Here is a 19,943-nt window from a genome sequence, read left to right on the forward strand (position 1 = left end):
CCGATGTCCGACTTGTCGTGTGAGGTCCTGGTGGTGGGCGCCGGCCCGACCGGCCTGATGCTCGCCAACTGGCTGACCCGGCTCGGGGTCCAGGTGATCGTCGCGGACGGCAAGGACGGCCCGACGCGGGAGTCGCGCGCGCTGGTCGTGCAGGCGCGCAGCTTGGAGATCTACGACCAGCTCGGCATCGGTGACCACGTGCTGGAGGCGGCGCGCCCGGCGGTGGCGCTGGCGCCCGGGTTCGGTGCGCGCGCCTTCGGCCGGATCCCGCTGGGGCCGCTCGGCACCGGCCAGACGCCGTACCCGTTCATTCAGGTCCTCGAGCAGAGCCGCAACGAGGAGCTGCTCTACGACAACCTGCGCAAGCTCGGCGGCGAGGTGTTCTGGGAGAGCCCGGTCACCGCGGTGGTGCAGACCGAGGAGGGCGTCGAGGCCAAAGTCGGCAACGACACCGTGCGGGCCCGGTTCTGTGTCGGCTGCGACGGCGCCAACTCGGTGGTCCGCCGGGCCCGGCGGATCGAATTCGAGGGTGTCACCAACCCGCACCGGTTCTTCGTGCTGGACGCCACCACCGCCACCGGGCTGGTGCCGGACTCGGTCAACGTGCGCCCGGACGGCCAGGACTTCCTGCTGGCCTTCCCGATGCGGGGCGACGGGTGGCGGCTGATCGGCCTGGTCCGCGACGTGGACGGCAACGGCCGGCTGGAGGAGGACGACGCCCGCGCCCGGATGCGGGCGGCGTTCGGCGTCGAGTACGCCGAGGCACGCTGGTTCGCGACGTACCGGGTGCACCACCGGGTCGCCGCCGCCTTCCGCGACGGTCCGTTCCTGCTGGCCGGCGACGCCGCCCACGTGCACTCGCCGGTCGGTGGCCAGGGCATGAACACCGGCCTGCAGGACGCGCACAACCTGGCCTTCAAGCTCGCCGACGTGCTGCGCGGCCGGCGCCGCGACAGCTGGCTCGACCGGTACGAGGCGGAGCGCCGTCCGGTCGCCCGCATGCTGGTCGGCACCACCGACCGGCTGTTCGGGTTCGTCACCTCCAGCCGGCTGCCGTTCCGCCTGCTGCGCCGGATCGTGGTCCCGCTGCTCGCGCCGATCGGCGTGCGCGTGCTGCCCCGCGTCTCCGGCGGCTCCCGGCTGTTCCAGTACGTCGCGCAGATCCGCATCCATTACCGCCTCTCCCCGGACGCCCGGACCTCCGGCGGCCGCCGCGACCCGGTGGTCGGGCGCCGGCTGCCGTGGACCGGCGGCAACTACGAGGTTCTTCGAGCCGCGTGCTGGCAGGTCCACGGGTACGGGGGAGTGGACGAGGCCGCCGCCCCCGACCTCGGCATCCCGGTGCACACCTTCCCGCCGGCACCCGCCACCGCCCTGCGGCCGGGGTCGTTCTATCTGGTCAGGCCGGACGGATTCGTCGCCGCCCGGGCCGAGCCGGCCGACGCGGAGGAGCGCTTCCGGCACGCCATGGCGCGGTGATCGGCGGTTTCCCACAACCCGATCAGCAGGGTGGCGCGGACGATCAATCCTGTTAGGATTCGAACATGCGTTCGATGAGTTCGCCCGCCGCGACCAGCCGCGTGGTCCGGGCCAAGCCCGCCGGCCCGCGTAACACCCTCGATCGGCTCCGGACTCGTGATCGGATCGAGTCGATCGCACGACTGCGGGTCGCCGCCCGCGCGCTCGGGGACGTCGACGTCTCCGGGTGGGACGACGCCAGCCTCAAGGACCATCTCGAGGAGCTCTCCAAGGTGCTCTGCGCCCTCGACTCGGAGCTGACCCGGGTCGCCGACGCGGTGCGCGCCAGGGGCTACCGCGTCGCGGAGCCCAGGGCAGCCGCGTGACGAAGCTGCCAGGATGGGTCTGTGCTCTTCCTCGACATAGCGGCGACGTCGGCCGCCGTCAGCGCGACCTCCGGTCGTAAGGCCAAGATCGAGCTGCTGGCCGGCGCGCTGCGCCGCCTCGAACCCTGTGAGATCACGGCCGGCTCCGCGTTCCTCGCCGGCGAGCTGCGCCAACGGCAGACCGGCGTGGGCTATGCGGGCCTGCGTGATCTGCCGCCGCCGGCCGCGGCGGCCACCCTCACCGTGTCCGGCGTCGACGCGGCGATCGCCGAGATCTCGACGATCGCCGGCGCCGGCTCGCAGGCACGCCGGCGCGACGCGGTGGGCGCGCTCTTCGGTGCGGCCACCGCCGACGAGCAACGCCTGCTGGTCGGCCTCTTCAGCGGCGAGCTGCGCCAGGGCGCGCAGGCCGGGTTGCTGGCCGACGCCATCGCCTCGGCCGCGCAGGTTCCCCCCACAGCGGTACGACGTGCGCTCCTGCTCGCCGGAGACCTCAAACAGGTCGCCCACGCCGCCCTCACCGGCGGCGCGCCCGCACTGGCCGAGATCCACCTGAGCGTCGGCACACCGCTGAGCCCGATGCTGGCCCAGAGCGCGCCGGACGTGGCGGCGGCCCTGCTCACCACCGGCGTCCCGGCGGTGGTGGACACCAAACTCGACGGCATCCGGATCCAGGTGCACCGCTCCGGTGACGAGGTGGCCGTCTTCACCCGCAGCCTCGACGACATCACCAGCCGCCTGCCGGACGTGGTCGCCGCGGTCCGGGCGCTGCCGGTCCGGGAGGCCATTCTCGACGGTGAGGCGATGGCGCTCGACGCGGACGGGCGCCCCCGGCCGTTCCAGGAGACGTCCAGCCGGGCCGCCACCCGGGGCGCCGGCCGTGGTGGGGCGACCCAGGACATCGCCCTCGTGCCGTACTTCTTCGATCTCCTCCACCTCGACGGCACCGACCTGCTCGACGAGCCCGGCCGGGTGCGCTGGGCGGCCCTCGCCGACACGCTGCCCGCCGAGCTGGCCGTCGGCCGGGAAACCGTCGAGACGGCGGAGCAGGCAGCGGCCGCGTTCGCCGCCGCTCTCGCCGCCGGCCAGGAGGGCGTCGTGGTCAAATCGCCCGAGGCGCCCTACGACGTGGGCCGTCGCGGCGGCGCTTGGGTCAAGGTCAAACCGCGGCACACGCTCGACCTGGTCGTGCTGGCGGTCGAGTGGGGCAACGGCCGACGGCGTGGCTGGCTGTCCAACCTGCACCTCGGCGCCCGCGACCCGCGGACCGGCGGGTTCGTCATGCTCGGCAAGACCTTCAAGGGCCTCACCGACGAGCTGTTGCGCTGGCAGACGGAGCGGTTCAAGGAGCTGGCGGTCTCCGACAACGGGTGGGTCGTGCAGGTCCGCCCCGAGCAGGTGGTCGAGATCGCTTTCGACGGGGTGCAGACGTCACCGCGCTATCCGGGCGGGGTCGCGCTGCGGTTCGCCCGGGTGCTGCGTTACCGGGACGACAAGACCGCCGCGGAGGCGGACACCATCGACATGGTCCGCGCTGTCGGCGGTCACCAGCCGCTCGGCTGAAGAACCGGCGCCCACCCGAGCCGGGCGGTGCGGGTCAGAGGGCGGCCAGGCTCCGGACGTAATTGACCTGCTGGTTGATCGAGGCGATGTCGTCCTCCCGGTGCACCGGGATGCGGGCCACATATTGCCGGGATCCGCTGGTCACGGTCACATGCACGGTGCCCTGTGCCGCCGTCTCCTTGACCAGCAGCAACAGCAGGCTGAGCCCGAACGTGACGCAGATGCCGACGATTGCCGCGATCCTGGCCCAGGCCGGCGTGCGCCGCTGGCCGTGCCAGTGATCGGTGACCTGCCACTGCGACCCGGCGAGCGGGAGATCACCGACGGGCGTGCGCACCACGGTCGAGGTGACTTCGATCTCGGCGATCGCAACGATCACCGGACCGGTCTCCGGGCTGGTCTCCGCCGGATCGGAGGAGACCGGAGCGGGCGCCGGCACGCTCCACGGGTCATCCGGCGGAAAGCTCATGCGCCGACCCTAATCGGCGTCGCCCGGCGCCGCGAGACGGCCGCCCGAGTCCTCACCCGACTCAGCCGTCGCAGTCGAGGAACGGGCGGCGGCCCGGCGCTGGTCAGCCTCCTCGACCCGGTCCCTGGGACGTTCCGCGCGCCGCTGGTCGGCTTCTTCGACCCGGTCGCGAGGGCGGTTCGCGCGCCGCTGGTCGGCCTCGGCGACCCGGTCATGCGTCGCGGGCGCGGCCGGCCTGCTGCCGGCCGGCCCGTCCAGGCCGTGTGCCTCGCGGCGGGCCTGCCAGCCGAAGAGCAGGAAAGCCATCCCCGCGAAGAGCCACCACTGGACGGCGTAGCCGCCGTTCTGCCAGGCGTCCTCATGCCCGATCGGCACCTGCACGAAGGCCGGATCAGCCGCCGGCGTCTGCTCCCTCAGCAGCACGTACGCCCCGTACACCGGGAACGGCACCTCGGTCGCCAGCCGCGGCAGGCTGATCCGCCGGGTGTCCAACCGGCCGTCCCGTCGTTCGATCGGGGCAGGTCGACTTTCCGACAGGTGAACCTGTCCGACGACCGTTACCTGTCCCGTCGGGGCCGGCGGCACATCCGGCGAGGCCAGGGCCCCACCGGGCGGTGCGGGCACCCATCCCCGGTCCACCAGGACCGCCGTCCCGTCGTCGAGAAGCAGCGGGGTGACGATTTCGAAGCCGACCTCGCTCCCGACCGTGCGGCCCCGCGCCTGGATCTCGTGCGACGGGTCGTACCGCCCGGTCATCGTCACCTTTGTCCAGGCCAGCGACTCGCCGGGGGCCGGGCCCGGCGTGCCGGCAGCGGTCGGCGCGGCGAGCAGGGACGTCAGCGGAACGGCCGGCGCGGAGTTCGCGGAGTCGATCCGTTCATTGATGGCGGTGCGTTCCTGGTACCGGCGCAGCTGCCAGTTGCCGAGCATCACCATGATCACCGCGGCGACGACAGTCAGCGCCGCGGCGGCCAGCCAGCGGGGCGTCAGCAGGAACCGGTACACGCCCCGAGGCTACCTGGCCAGGCGGTGCGACCCGCCGCTGCCAGGTAGTCTGCGACATCCCGGCAGTCACTATCACGTGGCCGTCGAACGCGGAACCCTCGGGGGAGAGATTGATCACCGCCCAGCCTCGTCTGGTCGTGAGCGCGCCGTCGTCCGGCCACGGCAAGACAGCGATAGCCGTCGGGCTGCTCGCCGCACTGACGGCGCGTGGCGTGCCGACCGCGGGCTTCAAGGTCGGCCCGGACCACACCGATGCGGCGTACCTGGGTCTGGCCGCCGGCCGTCCCGGCCGCAACCTGGACCCGCGCCTGGTCGGCGCCCAGCGTGTCGCCCCGCTGTTCCTGCACGGCGCCTCGGGCGCCCAGCTCTCCGTCGTCGAGGGCGCGATGGGCCTGTTCGACAGCCTGACCGGCCAGCCGGAGATCGACGGCACCGCGGCCGTGGCCGCCTCCCTGCGCGCCCCCGTGGTCCTCGTCGTCGACGTGGCCGCGATGGGCCACTCGCTGGCCGCGCTGGTGCACGGCTTCCGGATGTTCGACGAGATGGTGCACCTGGGCGGCGTCATCCTGAACCGGGTCGCCTCCCCACGGCACGAGCAGATGCTGCGCAGCGCCATGGACGACATCGGGATGCCGGTGCTGGGCGCGCTGCACCGCGGTGACCTGCCCAACGTCCTCCCGGCGCGGGTGCACGGTCTGGTGCCGGTCGCGGACCGCACCGTCGAGGCCAGCCGCGCCGTGCGGCGTCTCGGCGAGGCGATCACCGGGATGCTCGACCTGGACCGGCTGATGGCCCTGGCCGGCTCGGCGCCGTCACTGCCCGGCCCGATCTGGACACCGGCCGAGGCGGTCGGCGGCGAGTCGTTCGACCAGCGGCCGGTGATCGCCCTGGCCGGGGGACAGGGCGCCCCCTACACCTACGTGGAGACGGCGGAGCTGCTCACTGCCGCGGGCGCCGACGTCGCGGTCCTCGACCCGCTGCGGGACGAGGCGCTCCCGCCGGGCACGCGCGGGCTGGTGGTCGGTGCCGGTCTTCCCGAGGGGTACGCCGAGGAGCTCTCCGCCAACCGCCGGCTCGGTGCGGCCGTCGCGCAGTTCGCCCGGGAGGGCGGGCCGATCGTGGCCGAGGGGGTCGCCCTGCCGTGGCTGGGCCGCGAACTCGACGGCCGCCCGATGTGCGGCGTGCTGGACATCACCGCCACCTCCGGTGAGCAGACCGTCGCCGGTTATCGCGAGGCGACCGCGCCCGGCAACTCGGTGCTGGCCCCGGCCGGCGCCCGGATCACCGGTTACAAGCAGCACCGGGCCATCGTCACGCCGCGTGCCGGCTCGGCGCCCGCCTGGACCTGGGCCGGCGGCAACCCGGAAGGCTTCGTCTGGCGCCAGGTGCACGCCTCCCAGCTCGGCCTGCACTGGGCCGCCGCTCCGGAGATCGCCAAGCGACTGGTGGTGGCGGCGCTCGCCGGAGCCCAGGGCGCCCCGCAATCCGGTCCGCATCCCGGCCCGCAATCCGGTCCGCATCCCGGCTCGCATTCCGGTCCGCCGCCGGGTCCGCAAACCGGCCCGCCGCCGCACCCCGGTCCGCCCTCGCACCCCGGTCCGCCCTCGCACCCCGGTCCGCCCCCGCACCCCGGCGCGCCCCAGCACCCCGTGCCCGTCGGGCCCGCGGCCGGTGTGATGCCGCCCGCTCCGCCACCGCCGCCCGCTCCGCCGCTGCCGCCACTGCCGGTCATGCCCCCGATGCCGCCCAGCCTGCCACCGGCCGCTCCGGTGCCCGCGATGGCGCCGGCCGCGGGCCTGGCATCGCCGCACGGACCGGGCGCCGGCGTGGCTCCCGGCTCCGCTCCGGCGATGATTCCGGGCTCGGGTGCGGCATCTGCCCCCGATTCCGGCCCTGCTCCGGCCCCCGGTTCCGGTCCGGTTCCGGCCCCCGGTTCCGGCCCTGCTCCGGCCCCCGGTTCCGGCCCGGCTCTTGCGCCGGGGTCCGGTCCGGCGATGCCGTCGGGTTCCGGGCCGGGTGTGGTGTCCGGTCCCGGGTCGGGCCTGGCCTCCGAGTACGACCCGGCTGCCACTCTGCCGGGCGTCGGGCACTCGCCGATCGACTCCGGACCGTTGCCGCCACCCGGCTTCATCCCCGATGCCACGCAGGGTCACAGCCACGGCGGCTCACAGGGGCACGGCCTCGACGCACCCGCGGGCTATGGACACGACGGCCCGCAGGGATACGGACACGATGGACCACAGGGATACGGACACGACGGCCCGTCGGGCTACGGGCACCACGGTCCGCAGGGTTATGGCCACGACGGTGCGGCCGGTTACGGCCATAACGGCCAGCAGGGATACGGGCCGGAGGGCTACGGCCATGAAGGACCGCAGGGGTACGGCCATAGCGGCCCCGACCTCGGTTTCGGTCCGGACGGCGAACCCGGCGCACCGGACGGCCGCCCGGCCAAGGACCCCGCTGTCCACCCTTGATCGGCCCGCTCACCGCGTCCTGAAATCAGTGCTTCCCGACCGGCCCACCGGAGTTCCGGTGGGCCGGTCGGCTGTGGGCGAAGGCATATCGCAGACCTGCGCGGCACGTACCACCGCCGGAAACGACCCAGCGTGCGAAAGCCGATGCCGGCACCCGGAAAGTGTCGCACCCCCCTCGTACCGTGAGGCACACCACAAGCGAAGGAGGGGATCGTGGCCGACCGTCTGCCGCTGGATTTCGATCCGCCGGTTCGTCAGATCAGGGCCCTGCTGCTCGGCGTCGACGACGCCGACCTGGCCGAGCCGACTCCCTGCCCCGGCTGGCCGGTCGCGGCCCTGCTGGATCACCTGATGGGCCTGTCTTTCGCATTCACCCAGGCGGCACGCAAACGCGCTGACGCCCCCGGCACCGACGGCCCGCCTCCGCAGCCGTCCGCCGCCAACCTTTCGCCCCAGTGGCGCAGCCGTCTGCCGGTGCTGATCGAGGAGCTGGCCACCGCGTGGAAGGACCCGTCCGCCTGGACGGGGACGGCCCTGGCCGGCGGCGTCACGCTGCCGGCCACCGTCATGGGCATGGTCGCGGTCAACGAGCTGGTCATGCACGGCTGGGATCTGGCTCGCGCCACCGGGCAGGACTATGCCGCCGATCCGCGGACCCTGGAGATTCTGGTCGAGTTCCTCGGTCAGGGTCCGGCCGAGGGGACACCCGGCCTGTTCGGCCCGGTCGTCACCGTCGACCCGGAGGAGGACCTGCTGCGCCAGGCGGTCGGCCTGGCCGGTCGCGACCCGGCCTGGCGGCCCCCACGGTCACGCGACGTCCCTGCCGCCCGCCTGCGCCGCTGACAGACCCCACCGGCGCCCGGCGCCGGCGGTCGGCCCGGGCCGGTGGCCCGCGCTCGGCAAGGGCCGGCGGCCCGCGCTGAGTGGGCCGCCGGCGTCCGGCCCGGGTGGCTGGCGCCCCGCCCGTGAGTTGGGGGTCCCCGGCTGCGGGTGGCACCCGGCCACGAATGGATGGCTGCGCGGCGTGGATGGCTGCGCGGCGTGGATGGCTGCGCGGCGTGGATGGCTGCGCGGCGTGGATGGCTGCGCCGCGTGGATGGCTGCGCCGCTTCAGTGCTGCGGCGCCTCAGTGGCGGCGTCGCGTGGGTGGCGCGCTGGTCGGGTCGCCGGGGCCTGGCCGGGCGTGCGCGGGCGGCTCAGCGAACCAGCTTGTCCGAGGGCGGCTTGAACCTCTCCTTCGGTTGTCCCTTGAGGGCGTCGCGGAGGGTCTGGGCGACGGTGAACTTCGAGATCGTTCCGCGGCTCGTCCCGACCACGTGTTCGGGGTTGTCGGGGTCGGCCACGAATGCGGCCGCGGCCAGCTGGGGGGTGTAACCGCTGAACCAGGCGGTCTTGTTGCCGTCGGTGGTGCCGCTCTTGCCGGCCACCGGCCGGCCGAGCGTGGCGTGGACCATCTCTGACGTGCCCCAGCCGCAGCTGCCGCGGGCCGCGCCGTAACCGGTGACGCAGCGGGCGGCGTCGGTGGCCGCGCGGGCCACGTTGACGCTCAGCTCGCGGTGGCAGCGGGGTGCGGCGACGAGCTTGCCGCCGTGCACGGCGTGGCTGCCGTCGGCCTTGCGGATGGACTGGACGGGCAGCGGCTCGCAGTACATGCCTTCGGCGGCCAGCGTGGCGAAGACGTTGGCCATCTCCACCGGGGTGGCGTCGCTGACGCCCAGGGTGAAGGCGCCCCACCCGGAGGCGTGCTCGGGGCTGGCGAGCCGGCGGTCCACCTCGGTGCGCCACCGCAGACCGAGCCGTTCGGCCATCTTGACCGCCTTGTCCGCGCCGACGCGTTCCTCGAGCTGCACGAAGTACGTGTTGACGGACTTGCCGAACCCGCTCCACATGGTTTGGTTACCGGTCATCGACTTGGTGGAGTTCTTCGGGCACCAATTGTTGCCGCAGGTCGCCGGTCCGGGCGCGGTGATGTATTTCGAGTAGTACCGGTCGGGGGAGTAGAACGAGGTCGACAGCGGCATGCCCTCCTCCAGGGCGGCCAGCATCGTGAAGATCTTGAAGGTGGAGCCGGCCTGGTAACCGGCCATCGAACCGCCGCCGAGCAGCGGGTTCACCGTGTTGGGATAGTTGCCCTTCACGTCGCGTCCCAGCGACCAGTCACTGTGCCGGCCGTTGTTCTCCTGGTCCAGGGAGTACCGCCGGTTCACCGCCATGCTGAGCAGCCGGCCGGTGCCCGGCTGCACGATCACCTGCCCGTGGGCGAACGGGCTGGAACGCTTCTCCTTGTCCAGGACGTGCTTCATCGCGTACCCCTGGATCTCGGGGTTGAGGGAGGTGACCACCCGGTAACCGCCGCGGCGCAGGTTCTCCTCACGCTCCTGCGGTGTCCGGCCGAAGGCCGGCTGTTCGCGCCACCAGCTGCGGAAGTAATCGCAGAAGAAGCCCCAGTCGTTGTGCTTGCGGGCGACCGAGACGCAGTCGTTCGGCGGGTGCGACAGCCGCAGCTTGATCTTCGATCTGCGGGCGGTGGCGGCCTGCTCCGCGGTGATCGCGCCGATCTTGCGCATCTGGTCGATCACGTAGTTGCGGCGCTGGAGCGCGGCCCGCTGGTCCTTGGTCGCCGGGTCGTACGCGGACGGCGCCTTGACGAGCCCGGCGAGCAGGGCGGCCTCGGTGAGCGTCAGGTCCTTCGGCGTCTTCGAGAAGAACACCTGGGCGGCCGCGAAGATCCCGTACGCCCGGTGCCCGAAGTACGCCGCGTTCAGGTACCGCTCCAGGATCTCGTCCTTGGAGAGGCGCTGCTCCACCTCGATGGCGAGCCGCATCTCCCGCAGTTTGCGCGCCGCCGTCTGTTCGGTGGCCTCCAGCGCCTGCTTCGGCGTCTTCGCCCCGTCGCGCAGCGCCATCCGGACGTACTGCATGGTCAGCGTCGACGCACCCTGGGAGACGCCGCCGGCCTTCTGGTTGGCGACGAAGGCGCGGGCCACGCCCTTGGCGTCGACCCCGTTGTGTTCGTAGAAGCGGGAGTCCTCGGAGGCGACTATCGCCTTGGTGATGTACGGCGACATGGCGGCCAGCGGGGTCCGTTTGCGGTGCTCCTCGTAGAACATGGTGAGCAGCGTCTTGCCGTCGTCGGCGTAAACGTACGTGCTCTGTGCCGGTGGAACCTCGATGAGTTCCTCGGGCATCTTCTCCAGCGCGTCGGTGCCGGCTTTCACTCCCATCCCGGCGAGGGCGGCCAGGGGATAGGAGAGACCGGCGACGACCAGGCCGGCGATGAGTCCGGCTCGAATCAGGAGGGCGACTCTTCCGGCTACGGTGAGGCGTCGGCTCGTCACTCCTTGAAGGTATGACAAATGCGTTCACGTTCCCCCGGAACGCCCGAAGTGAGACATCTAAACCATGAAACGGAAGTGGCTGACGGGGTGCGAAAGGTGGGGAACGGCGGCCGGGACCGGTCCGGCATGCTGGGGCCATGACGTTCGATCTCGATCACCACGGCGACGCCGAGGTGGCGGATGGCCTGGTCGATCTCGCGGTCAACGTGCGGCGCGAGGAGATGCCGGACTGGCTGGCCGAGCCGATCAGGGACTCGCTGAGCCGGCTCGCCGCGTACCCCGACGGGAGCGCCGCGACGGCGGCGGTCGCCGCCCGGCACGGCCGCGACCCGCGCGAGGTGCTGCTCACGGCCGGCGCCGCGCAGGCTTTCGTGATGATCGCCCAGGCGTTACGCGGGAGTCGCCGGCCGGTCGTGGTGCACCCGCAGTTCACCGAACCCGAGGCGGCCCTGATCAACGCCGGTCATCGGGTCGAGCGGGTGCTGCTGCGCGAGGAGGACGGCTTCCGGCTCGACCCGGCTCTCGTCCCGGACGACGCGGACCTGGTCTTCGTGGGCAACCCGACCAATCCCACCTCGGTGCTGCACCCCGCCACCGACGTCGCACAGTTGGCCCGGCCGGGCCGGGTGCTCGTGGTCGACGAGGCGTTCTCGGACACCACCTGCCGTCCCGGCGTCGACGGTGAGCCCGAGTCGCTCGCCGGGCGCGCGGACCTGCCGGGTCTGGTGGTGCTGCGCAGCCTGACCAAGACCTGGGGGCTGGCGGGTCTGCGGATCGGCTATCTGCTCGGCCCGGCCGGCATACTGCCGCGGCTGGCCGCCGCGCAGCCGCTCTGGGCCGTCTCCACGCCGGCCCTGGCGGCGGCGATCGCCTGCTCGTCGCCGGCCGCGATCGCCGTGGAACGCGAGATCGCGGAGCGGCTCGCGGCCGAGCGTGCCCACCTGGTGGACCGGTTGCGGGACGTGCCGAGCGTCACGGTGGCCGGTGAGCCGGCCTCGGCCTTCGTCTGCGTACGCCTGGAAGGCGCCGACCACATCCGGCTCCAGCTGCGCAAACGTGGCTACGCGGTGCGCCGGGGCGACACGTTCCCGGGGCTGGGCCCGCAATGGCTGCGGATTGCGGTGCGCGACACTGCGACCACAGACGGATTCGTGCAGACTCTGAGCGAAGTGATCGAGGAGCGACCGTGACGCTGGAGACCACCCTGGCCGCCATCCGGCCCGCCGACGAGCGGGCCATGACCGCCGCCCGTGACCTGCAGGCACGCCTGACCAAGCCGGCCGGCTCGCTGGGCGCCCTGGAGGAGCTGTCGGTGCGCCTCGCCGGGCTGGCCGGGACCTGCCCGCCGCCGCTGCCCGCCCCGGCCACGGTCGCGGTCTTCGCCGGTGACCACGGGGTGCACGCGCAGGGCGTGTCGCCCTGGCCGCAGGAGGTCACCGCGCAGATGGTGGCGAACTTCGTGGCCGGCGGCGCGGTGGTGAACACGTTCGCGCGGCAGGCCGGCGCGGACGTCATGGTGGTCGATGTCGGGGTGGCCATCCCGCTGCACGGCGGCGCCAACCTGCTGGACGCGAACGTGCGCCGGGGCACCCGGGACCTCACCGTGACCGCGGCGCTGACCCGGGACGAGGCGCTGGCCGCCGTCGAGATCGGCATCCGGGTCGCCGCGACCCTCGTCGAGCAGGGTGCGAAGGCGCTGCTCACCGGCGACATGGGCATCGCCAACACCACTCCCGCCGCCGCGCTGATCGCCGCGTTCACCGGCGCGGACCCGGCCGCCGTCACGGGCCGCGGCACCGGCATCGACGACGCGACACTGGCGCACAAGACCGAGGTGGTCACCGCCGCCCTGACCCGGCACCGCCCGGACCCGGCCGACCCGCTGGGCGTGCTGGCCACGGTCGGTGGCCTGGAGCACGCCGCGCTGGCCGGATTCATCCTGGGCGCGGCCGCCCAGCGGGTGCCGGTGATCATCGATGGTGTGATCGCGGCGTCGGCGGCGCTGGCGGCGGCCGCGTTCGCCCCGGACTCGGTGGCCGCGATGGTCGCCGGGCACCGGTCCGCCGAGCCGGGCGCCACCGTCGCGCTGGCACACCTCGGCCTCGAGCCGCTCCTCGACCTCGGCATGCGCCTCGGCGAGGGCAGCGGCGCGGTGCTGGCCCTGCCCGTCGTGTCGGCCGCGGTCCGCGTGCTGCACGAGGTGGCGACGTTCGACGCGGCGGGAGTCTCGGAGAAGTGACGATCTATCCGATGGGGCTGCGCCTGACCGGCCGCCGGGTGCTGGTGGTCGGCGGCGGTTCGGTCGCCACCCGGCGGGTGCCCGCGCTGATCGCGGCGGGCGCGCTGGTCGAGATCGTGTCGCCGGAACTCACCCCGGCGCTGCAGGCACACGTCGGCGCGGGCCGGGTGTCCTGGACACCGCGGCGCTTCGCGCCGGACGACGTGGCAGGCGCCTGGCTGATCCACGTCGCCGTCGACGATCCGCAGGCGGCGGCCCAGGTGAGCGCGGCGGCGGAGGCCGCGCGGATCTTCTGTGTACGCGCGGACGACCGGGACGCGGCCACCGCGTGGACACCGGCCGTCACCCGACACGGCCAGGTGACCGTGGCGGTGACCGACGGCGGCGACCGGCGCCGCGCGATGGCGGTGCGTGACCTGGTCGCCAACGCCCTGGAGACGGTGCCGCCGGCCATCGGTGAGTTCAAGGGCGTGGCCCTGGTCGGCGGGGGCCCCGGCGACCCCGAGCTGATCACGGTCAAGGGCCGCCGGCTGCTGGCCGCCGCGGACGTGGTGGTCGCCGACCGGCTGGTCCCCGGCATGCTCCTCGGCGAGCTGCGGCCCGAGGTCGAGCTGATCGACGCCGCGAAGATCCCGTACGGGCCGTCGGCCGCCCAGGAGGAGATCAACCGGATCCTGGTGGACCGCGCCTCGCAGGGCAAGTTCGTGGTGCGGTTCAAGGGCGGCGACAACTTCGTCTTCGGCCGCGGCGGCGAAGAGGCGCAGGCCTGCGCCCGGGCCGGGATCCCGGTGCTGGTGGTGCCCGGCGTCACCAGCTCGATCGCGGCGCCCGCGCTGGCCGGCATCCCGGTCACCCACCGCGGGGTGGCGCACGAGTTCACCGTCGTCTCCGGGCACATCCCGCCGGACCACGCGGACTCGCTGGTGGACTGGCCGGCACTGGCCCGGCTGCGCGGCACGCTCGTGGTGATGATGGGGCTCAAGAACCTGCCCCGGATCGCCGAGCGGCTGATCAGCGAGGGCCGGTCGGCGGACACCCCGGTCGGGGTGGTGCAGGAGGGCTCCACCGCGCACCAGCGGTCACTGCGCAGCACCCTGGGGGCGGTGGCGGCGGACGTGACGGCGGCCGGGATCCGCCCGCCGGCGGTGGTCGTGATCGGCGACGTGGTGGCGGTGGCCGACGACTTCCAGCCGGCGGCCGGCTGAGGCCCGACCGGACGGGCGGGTGCTCAGGTCGTACCCGCAAAAAAGTAGTGACGCCGGGCCGAAACGGCCCGGCGCCATCGGACGGGTGCCGCGGTCAGGCGTCGGCCGGCTTGTCAGCCTGCTCGTCCGTCTCGCCGCCGCCCAGCTCGTCGAGGAACGTGCGCGCCCAGCGAGCCACGTCGTGGGTGCGCAGGTGCCGCTGCATGACCCGCATGCGGCGGCGGAGCTCGCCCTTCTCCGTCCCGACCGCCCGCAGCAGCGACTCCTTGACGCCGTCCGGGTCGTGCGGGTTGCAGAGGAACGCCTGGCGCAGCTCGGTGGCCGCACCGGCGAACTCGCTGAGCACCAGCGCGCCGCCAGTGTCGCCGCGGCAGGCGATGTACTCCTTGGCGACCAGGTTCATGCCGTCGCGCAGCGGGGTCACCATCATCACGTCGGCGGCCGCGTACATCGCGGCGAGCTCCTGCTTGCTGACCGACTGGTGCAGGTAGTGCACGGCCGGCGTGCCGACCTTGCCGAACTCGCCGTTGATCCGGCCGACCTCGCGCTCCACCTTCACCCGCAGGGTCTGGTAGTGCTCGACCCGCTCCCGGCTGGGCGTGGCGACCTGCACCATCACCGCGTCGCCGACCTTCAGCTTGCCGTCGGCGAGCAGCTCGCGGAACGCCTTCAGGCGCAGCTCGATGCCCTTGGTGTAGTCGAGCCGGTCGACGCCGAGGATCACCGTCTCCGGGTCACCCAGCTCGGCACGGATCTGCTTGGCCCGGGCCTGCACCGACGGGTCGGCGGCCAGCCGTTCCATGTCGGCGGTGTCGATGCTGATCGGGAACGCGCCCGCTTTCACCCGGCGCCCGTCGACCTGGATCGACTGGCCCTCGTAGCGCAGGCCCAGCAGGTGCCGGGCCAGCCGGACGAAGTTCTGCGCGGCCAGCCGCTGCTGGAAGCCGACCAGGTCGGCGCCGAGCAGCCCGCGCAGGATCTCGGCGCGGAACGGCATCTGCATGAACAGCTCGATCGGCGGGAACGGGATGTGCAGGAAGAAGCCGATCCGCAGGTCCGGGCGCATCTCCCGGAGCAGGGCCGGCACCAGCTGCAACTGGTAGTCCTGCACCCAGACGGTCGCGCCCTCCTCGGCCACCTCCGCGGCGGCCTCGGCGAACCGCTGGTTGACGATCCGGTACGTCTCGCGCCAGCGGCGCTTGTAGACCGGCGTCTCGACCGCGTCGTGATAGAGCGGCCAGATGGTCGCGTTGGACTGACCCTCGTAGTACCGCTCCAGCTCCTCGGCGCTGAGCGGGACCGGGTGGATGTGGATGCCCTCCAGCTCGAACGGCTCGGGCGCCGGACCATCTCCGCCCGCCCATCCGATCCAGGTGCCACGATGCTGCGTCAGCACCGGGTGCAGGGCTGTGACCAGGCCTCCCGGGCTGGGACGCCACTGTTTCTCACCGTCCGGCGTAGTGACCTCGTCCACTGGCAGACGGTTGGCGACGACGACGAAGGAACTTCGTTGGGCCACGCTGAGTACACCTCCGGGTGGTTTCTGTTCCCACCGCGAGCCTACTGTGCGTAAGCTCTCGGTTTCGCACCCCCTCCGGTCTGCGCGGGTCAACGTGCCGTGATGGACCGGGTGGGACTCGGGTGCCATCCTGAGCCGGTGACTCCCCTTGATGATCATTCCCAGCGGCGGCGACCTTTGTTCTTCCCTGTGGTGATCGCCACGGCGCTGCTCACGATCATCGGCATGGTCGGGGGGTACCTGCTGGGTCAGCAGCGGGACCGCAACACCTTCTCCACGGAGCCCGAGCCGGACCCGACGCAGACGTCCGTGCAGGCCACCGGCCCGCTCTGCCCGCGTCAGACGCAGAAGATGGGCGCCGCCGAGGGCGCGGACGGCGAGCTGCGGCAGGTGCTGAAGGTGCGCACAGTCCGCAAGACGGTGGTCTGGATCTGCGCGGACCGGTCCGGCCGACTCTACTATCACGCCAACAAGGGCGGCACCGACGCCAAATGGATCGAGGGGCAGACCGCGCTCTTCCTCGCCGGCGCCTGGTCCGAGGGCGACGACCGCTACGCGGCACAGGCCTGGGACGGCAACCACTTCTCGGTGGACCGCGAGCGTCTCCTGATCACCCACGCGGACGGCGAGGTGGAGGAGCAGGAGGTCGTCGAGGAATGATCTGTGCCGGGGTGTTGTCAGTAGTGACGAGGACACCTGGAAAGATTGCCCTTTGACTCAGGCACCGATAATCCACGATCTCGGAGGTAGGGCACACCGTGGCCCAGTACATCTACGTCCTGGAAAAGGCGCGCAAGGCGCACGGCGACAAGGTCGTGCTCGACAACGTGACGCTGAGCTTCCTGCCGGGTGCCAAGATCGGTGTGGTCGGCCCGAACGGCGCCGGTAAGTCCAGCCTGCTCAAGATCATGGCCGGACTCGACATGCCGAGCAACGGCGAGGCCCGGCTCATGCCCGGCTACACCGTCGGCATGCTGGCGCAGGAGCCGCCGCTCAACGACGCGAAGACCGTCCTCGGCAACATCGAGGAGGCGGTCTCGGAGACCAAGGCCAAGCTGGAGCGGTTCAACAAGATCGCCGAGCAGATGGCCACCGACTACTCCGACGAGCTGATGGAGGAGATGGGCCAGCTCCAGGAGGAGCTCGACCACGCCGACGCGTGGGACATCGACTCCAAGCTGGAACTGGCGATGGACGCGCTGCGCTGCCCGCCGCCGGACGCCGACGTCACCCAGCTCTCCGGTGGTGAGCGCCGCCGGGTCGCCCTCTGCAAGCTGCTGCTCGAGGCGCCCGACCTGCTGCTGCTCGACGAGCCCACCAACCACCTGGACGCGGAGAGCGTGCACTGGCTGGAGCAGCACCTGGCCAAGTACGCGGGCACCGTCCTGGCGATCACCCACGACCGGTACTTCCTGGACAACGTGGCCGGCTGGATCCTCGAGCTGGACCGCGGCCGGGCCATCGGCTACGAGGGCAACTACTCGACGTACCTGGAGAAGAAGGCGGCGCGTCTGTCGGTCGAGGGCCGCAAGGACGCCAAGATGAAGAAGCGCCTCTCCGAGGAGCTCGAGTGGGTCCGGTCGAACGCGAAGGCGCGGCAGACCAAGAGCAAGTCCCGCCTCGACCGGTACGAGGAGATGGCCGCCGAGGCCGAGAAGACCCGGAAGCTGGACTTCGAGGAGATCCAGATCCCGCCGGGCCCGCGTCTGGGCAACACCGTCATCGAGGCGAACGACCTGGTCAAGGGCTTCGACGGGCGGACGCTGATCAACAACCTGTCGTTCTCGCTGCCGCGTAACGGCATCGTCGGCATCATCGGCCCGAACGGCGTCGGCAAGACCACCCTCTTCAAGACCATCGTCGGGCTGGAGCAGCCGGACTCGGGCGCGGTCCGCATCGGCGAGACGGTCAAGCTGTCGTACGTCGATCAGAGCCGGGCCGGCCTGGACCCCGCCAAGACGGTGTGGGAGGTCGTCTCCGACGGACTCGACCACATGATGGTCGGCAAGGTCGAGATGCCGTCCCGGGCGTACGTGGCCGCCTTCGGCTTCAAGGGCCCGGACCAGCAGAAGCCGACCAAGGTGCTCTCCGGTGGTGAGCGCAACCGGCTCAACCTCGCGATGACGCTGAAGATCGGCGGCAACGTGATCCTGCTCGACGAGCCGACCAACGACCTCGACGTCGAGACACTCTCCAGCCTGGAGAACGCCCTGCTCGAGTTCCCCGGCTGCGCCGTGGTCATCTCCCACGACCGGATGTTCCTGGACCGGGTCGCCACGCACATGCTGGCCTGGGAGGGCACCGAGGAGAACCCGGACAAGTGGTTCTGGTTCGAGGGCAACTTCGACGCGTACGAGAAGAACAAGATCGACCGGTTGGGTGCGGAGGCGGCTCGTCCGCACCGGGTCACCTACCGCAAGCTCACCCGTGACTGACGAGCGATTCATTTACGACGTGCCCGTGCGCTGGTCCGACATGGACGCGTACGGGCACGTCAACAACGCCCGCTTCCTCACCCTCTATGAGGAGGCGCGGGTGGCGATGTTCTTCGTCGGCGCCAAGCAACACGGGCTGGGCTCCTTCGAGGAGGGCATCGTGATCGCCCGCCACGAGATCGACTATCTGCGGCCGGTGGACTTCGGCGACCCGGTCCGCGTCGAGATGTGGGTGTCGCGGCTGCGGGCGGCGGCGTTCACAGTGTCGTACGAGCTGTTCGACGACGGGGTGCTGGCGTCCCGGGCAAAGTCGGTGTGTGTGCCGTACAACCTCATCAAGGGTCACCCGCGGCGTCTTTCGGACGCCGAGAAGGACTTCCTTGCCCCGTACACCGAGGCCCGGTCATGAGTTCCCACAGCCTGCTCGGGGTCCCCGACGCAGGCGCCTTCCTGGCCAGGCTGACCAGGTTGGACCCGGCGGCGCCGGTGCGGTTGCGATCGTCCGGTGGGCGGACCGCCCTGTGGGCCCGGCTGCCCTGGGACGTGCTGGTGACCCGCGAGGTGGCCGGTCCCGGACCGGGCGACGCCACGGTCTCGGCAGCCGAGCTGCTGGCCGTGCTCGCCGCCGGCGGCGAGCGACTGCCGGAGCGGCGGGACACCCAGTGGCGCTGGGCGTTGCCGCCGACCGCCACCCGGGCCGTCGAGTCGGTCTCCGGTGTGGAGTTGGCCCGGCTCGCCGAGGCGGCGGCCGGGACGCTGCGGGAGATCTCCACGGGCGGGATGTCGGGCCGCGCGGTCGGTCAGCGGGCGGTCCGCGACGCCCTCCTCGATCACGTCGCTCTGGTCGTCACTCCGGAGGACGGGGCGCCGGTCGAGATCTCCCAGCGACTCGTCCAGGCGGTCGCCCGGATGGGATTTCTGGGCCCGCGGGACGCCCTGGCGACCGCGGCGAGAGTCCGCGTCGCGGGCGGCTGGGTGGGAATTTCTGCACCATATGGAGTAGCTTGGCGACAGAGCGTGCATAAATTGACCGTTATGCCGATGGCTGTTCACCCGAAAGGGTGACACTGCATCGTCCTTCCGGTCCCGCCCTCCGGTTGGGGGGATGACCTTCCCGACCTGTACGGGTACCGTCGGCCCTCGGATCCACCGCAACGTCCGGCGGGGGGTCTGTTGGGGAGTGAGGTGCGCACGATGCCGTGGTGGTCATGGCGTCCGGGATCGGCTTCAGATGACGAGCCGGATACCGGTGGCGAGGTTGCGGTGCAGAGCACCATCCGCGTCGGTGTCCCGGCCCAGCGCGAGCCGGCCCGAGCCGCGGTCCCGTCCGAACTGCCGTCCAGCTCCGACTGTTCGGTGACCGCGGCGTCCGAGGCGGTCCCGCCGGTCTCGCTGACGCGGATCGGCAAAGCGCTCGACCTGCTGGACATCCGGTTCCTCGCCGACGGCGGCGGCAGCCTGCTGGCGATGTGGGAACGGCACGCCGTGCTGTTCACCCTGGAGGGACCGGACGACGAGATCCTGGTGATGCGTGCCCGTCCGCACGCGACGGTCCCGCCGGACTGGGCCGACCGGGCCTACCGGGTGGTCAACGAGTGGAACCACACCCGGCGGTTCTGCAAGGCCTACGTCGGCGATCCCACCGAGCGGGGGCAGCTGCCGATCTACGCGGAGCTGCAGGTGCCGCTGGCGGCCGGCGCCCACGACCCGCTGCTCGTGGAGCTCCTGGACTGCGGCGCTGCGGTAGCCACTTCTTTCGTCGACTGGCTACACGACGAAGGCGCCCTGCTGTAACCCGCACCCACACGCGATTCGCCTCATCTCATCAGCTTCACAGGCGAATCGCCGC

At 72.1% G+C, this 19,943-nt stretch carries 16 protein-coding genes and 1 pseudogene; 13 read left to right on the plus strand and 4 right to left on the minus strand.

The features are described from left to right. The first annotated feature begins 3 nt into the window (after window positions 1-3). The 3 genes from AC0NH5_RS34095 (at window position 4) to AC0NH5_RS34105 (ending at window position 3,407) form a co-directional block, all read left to right on the plus strand. Window positions 4-1,479: an FAD-dependent monooxygenase gene (locus AC0NH5_RS34095; protein ID WP_474411095.1), complete on the plus strand. Its 1,476-nt coding sequence runs from the start codon at window positions 4-6 to the stop codon at window positions 1,477-1,479. Window positions 1,480-1,643: 164 nt separating this feature from the next. After that, window positions 1,644-1,844 (plus strand): hypothetical protein, encoded by a 201-nt coding sequence (locus AC0NH5_RS34100; RefSeq protein ID WP_474411166.1) that lies wholly within the window; start codon window positions 1,644-1,646, stop codon window positions 1,842-1,844. Window positions 1,845-1,865: 21 nt separating this feature from the next. Beyond that, window positions 1,866-3,407, plus strand: coding sequence for an ATP-dependent DNA ligase (locus AC0NH5_RS34105; protein WP_474411097.1), 1,542 nt, complete (start codon window positions 1,866-1,868; stop codon window positions 3,405-3,407). A gap of 34 nt (window positions 3,408-3,441) precedes the next feature. On the opposite strand, the gene AC0NH5_RS34110 is transcribed toward AC0NH5_RS34105, so the two are convergent. Together AC0NH5_RS34110 and AC0NH5_RS34115 are read right to left on the minus strand one after the other, a co-directional pair. Continuing rightward, complete coding sequence (locus tag AC0NH5_RS34110; RefSeq protein ID WP_474411098.1) at window positions 3,442-3,876, minus strand: hypothetical protein; 435 nt, start codon at window positions 3,874-3,876, stop codon at window positions 3,442-3,444. Between the two features lie 195 nt (window positions 3,877-4,071). Then, window positions 4,072-4,881, minus strand: a pseudogene (locus AC0NH5_RS34115) (SURF1 family cytochrome oxidase biogenesis protein); the annotation flags it as partial. Between the two features lie 137 nt (window positions 4,882-5,018). Between AC0NH5_RS34115 and AC0NH5_RS34120 the strand changes: the two are divergent. Next, window positions 5,019-7,358 carry a cobyrinate a,c-diamide synthase gene (locus AC0NH5_RS34120; protein WP_474411100.1) on the plus strand — a complete coding sequence of 780 codons (2,340 nt, stop codon included), beginning with the start codon at window positions 5,019-5,021 and terminating at the stop codon, window positions 7,356-7,358. Window positions 7,359-7,571: 213 nt separating this feature from the next. Then, window positions 7,572-8,201 (plus strand): TIGR03086 family metal-binding protein, encoded by a 630-nt coding sequence (locus AC0NH5_RS34125; RefSeq protein WP_474411102.1) that lies wholly within the window; start codon window positions 7,572-7,574, stop codon window positions 8,199-8,201. Window positions 8,202-8,554: 353 nt separating this feature from the next. Here AC0NH5_RS34125 and AC0NH5_RS34130 read toward each other — a convergent pair whose 3' ends face one another. Continuing rightward, window positions 8,555-10,696 carry a transglycosylase domain-containing protein gene (locus AC0NH5_RS34130; RefSeq protein ID WP_474411104.1) on the minus strand — a complete coding sequence of 714 codons (2,142 nt, stop codon included), beginning with the start codon at window positions 10,694-10,696 and terminating at the stop codon, window positions 8,555-8,557. 137 nt (window positions 10,697-10,833) lie between these two features. On the opposite strand from AC0NH5_RS34130, the gene cobC reads away from it, so the two are divergent. From cobC to cobA, 3 genes are read left to right on the plus strand one after another with little or no spacing between them, the layout of a single operon-like run. Next, window positions 10,834-11,886 carry an Rv2231c family pyridoxal phosphate-dependent protein CobC gene (gene cobC / locus AC0NH5_RS34135; protein ID WP_474411106.1) on the plus strand — a complete coding sequence of 351 codons (1,053 nt, stop codon included), beginning with the start codon at window positions 10,834-10,836 and terminating at the stop codon, window positions 11,884-11,886. Beyond that, window positions 11,883-12,935 (plus strand): nicotinate-nucleotide--dimethylbenzimidazole phosphoribosyltransferase, encoded by a 1,053-nt coding sequence (cobT, locus tag AC0NH5_RS34140; protein WP_474411108.1) that lies wholly within the window; start codon window positions 11,883-11,885, stop codon window positions 12,933-12,935. The genes cobC and cobT overlap by 4 nt, the downstream gene beginning before the upstream one ends. A gap of 11 nt (window positions 12,936-12,946) precedes the next feature. Further along, on the plus strand, window positions 12,947-14,140 hold the full coding sequence (cobA, locus tag AC0NH5_RS34145; RefSeq protein ID WP_474411167.1) for a uroporphyrinogen-III C-methyltransferase: 1,194 nt from the start codon (window positions 12,947-12,949) through the stop codon (window positions 14,138-14,140). A gap of 94 nt (window positions 14,141-14,234) precedes the next feature. Here the strand turns inward: cobA and AC0NH5_RS34150 are convergent, their stop codons facing one another. After that, window positions 14,235-15,659: an alpha,alpha-trehalose-phosphate synthase (UDP-forming) gene (locus AC0NH5_RS34150; protein ID WP_474411110.1), complete on the minus strand. Its 1,425-nt coding sequence runs from the start codon at window positions 15,657-15,659 to the stop codon at window positions 14,235-14,237. Window positions 15,660-15,848: 189 nt separating this feature from the next. Here AC0NH5_RS34150 and AC0NH5_RS34155 point away from each other — a divergent pair, with 189 nt between their 5' ends. The 5 genes from AC0NH5_RS34155 to AC0NH5_RS34175 all read left to right on the plus strand — a co-directional run bounded on the left by AC0NH5_RS34155 (window position 15,849) and on the right by AC0NH5_RS34175 (window position 19,888). Then, a complete protein-coding gene (locus tag AC0NH5_RS34155; protein WP_474411112.1) occupies window positions 15,849-16,319 on the plus strand; it encodes a hypothetical protein in 471 nt (156 codons plus the stop codon). A 98-nt stretch (window positions 16,320-16,417) separates the two neighbouring features. Further along, a complete protein-coding gene (gene ettA, locus AC0NH5_RS34160; protein ID WP_474411113.1) occupies window positions 16,418-18,094 on the plus strand; it encodes an energy-dependent translational throttle protein EttA in 1,677 nt (558 codons plus the stop codon). Then, complete coding sequence (locus AC0NH5_RS34165; RefSeq protein ID WP_474411115.1) at window positions 18,087-18,503, plus strand: acyl-CoA thioesterase; 417 nt, start codon at window positions 18,087-18,089, stop codon at window positions 18,501-18,503. The genes ettA and AC0NH5_RS34165 overlap by 8 nt, the downstream gene beginning before the upstream one ends. After that, window positions 18,500-19,159: a DUF8185 domain-containing protein gene (locus tag AC0NH5_RS34170; RefSeq protein ID WP_474411116.1), complete on the plus strand. Its 660-nt coding sequence runs from the start codon at window positions 18,500-18,502 to the stop codon at window positions 19,157-19,159. Before AC0NH5_RS34165 ends, AC0NH5_RS34170 begins: the two co-directional genes overlap by 4 nt. A gap of 129 nt (window positions 19,160-19,288) precedes the next feature. Next, entirely contained in the window at window positions 19,289-19,888 is a 600-nt protein-coding gene (locus AC0NH5_RS34175; protein ID WP_474411118.1) for a type III secretion system chaperone family protein, read from the plus strand. Window positions 19,889-19,943 lie beyond the last annotated feature (55 nt).

It is taken from the genome of Actinoplanes sp. 13 (assembly GCF_056134165.1).

Bases quoted from the DNA above. Each gene is read 5' to 3' on its own strand.
- AC0NH5_RS34095 (WP_474411095.1), top strand. From the start codon at position 4: ATGTCCGACTTGTCGTGTGAGGTCCTGGTGGTGGGCGCCGGCCCGACC.
- AC0NH5_RS34110 (WP_474411098.1), bottom strand. From the start codon at position 3,876: ATGAGCTTTCCGCCGGATGACCCGTGGAGCGTGCCGGCGCCCGCTCCG.
- cobC (WP_474411106.1), top strand. From the start codon at position 10,834: ATGACGTTCGATCTCGATCACCACGGCGACGCCGAGGTGGCGGATGGC.
- cobA (WP_474411167.1), top strand. From the start codon at position 12,947: ATGGGGCTGCGCCTGACCGGCCGCCGGGTGCTGGTGGTCGGCGGCGGT.
- AC0NH5_RS34170 (WP_474411116.1), top strand. From the start codon at position 18,500: ATGAGTTCCCACAGCCTGCTCGGGGTCCCCGACGCAGGCGCCTTCCTG.
- AC0NH5_RS34175 (WP_474411118.1), top strand. From the start codon at position 19,289: ATGCCGTGGTGGTCATGGCGTCCGGGATCGGCTTCAGATGACGAGCCG.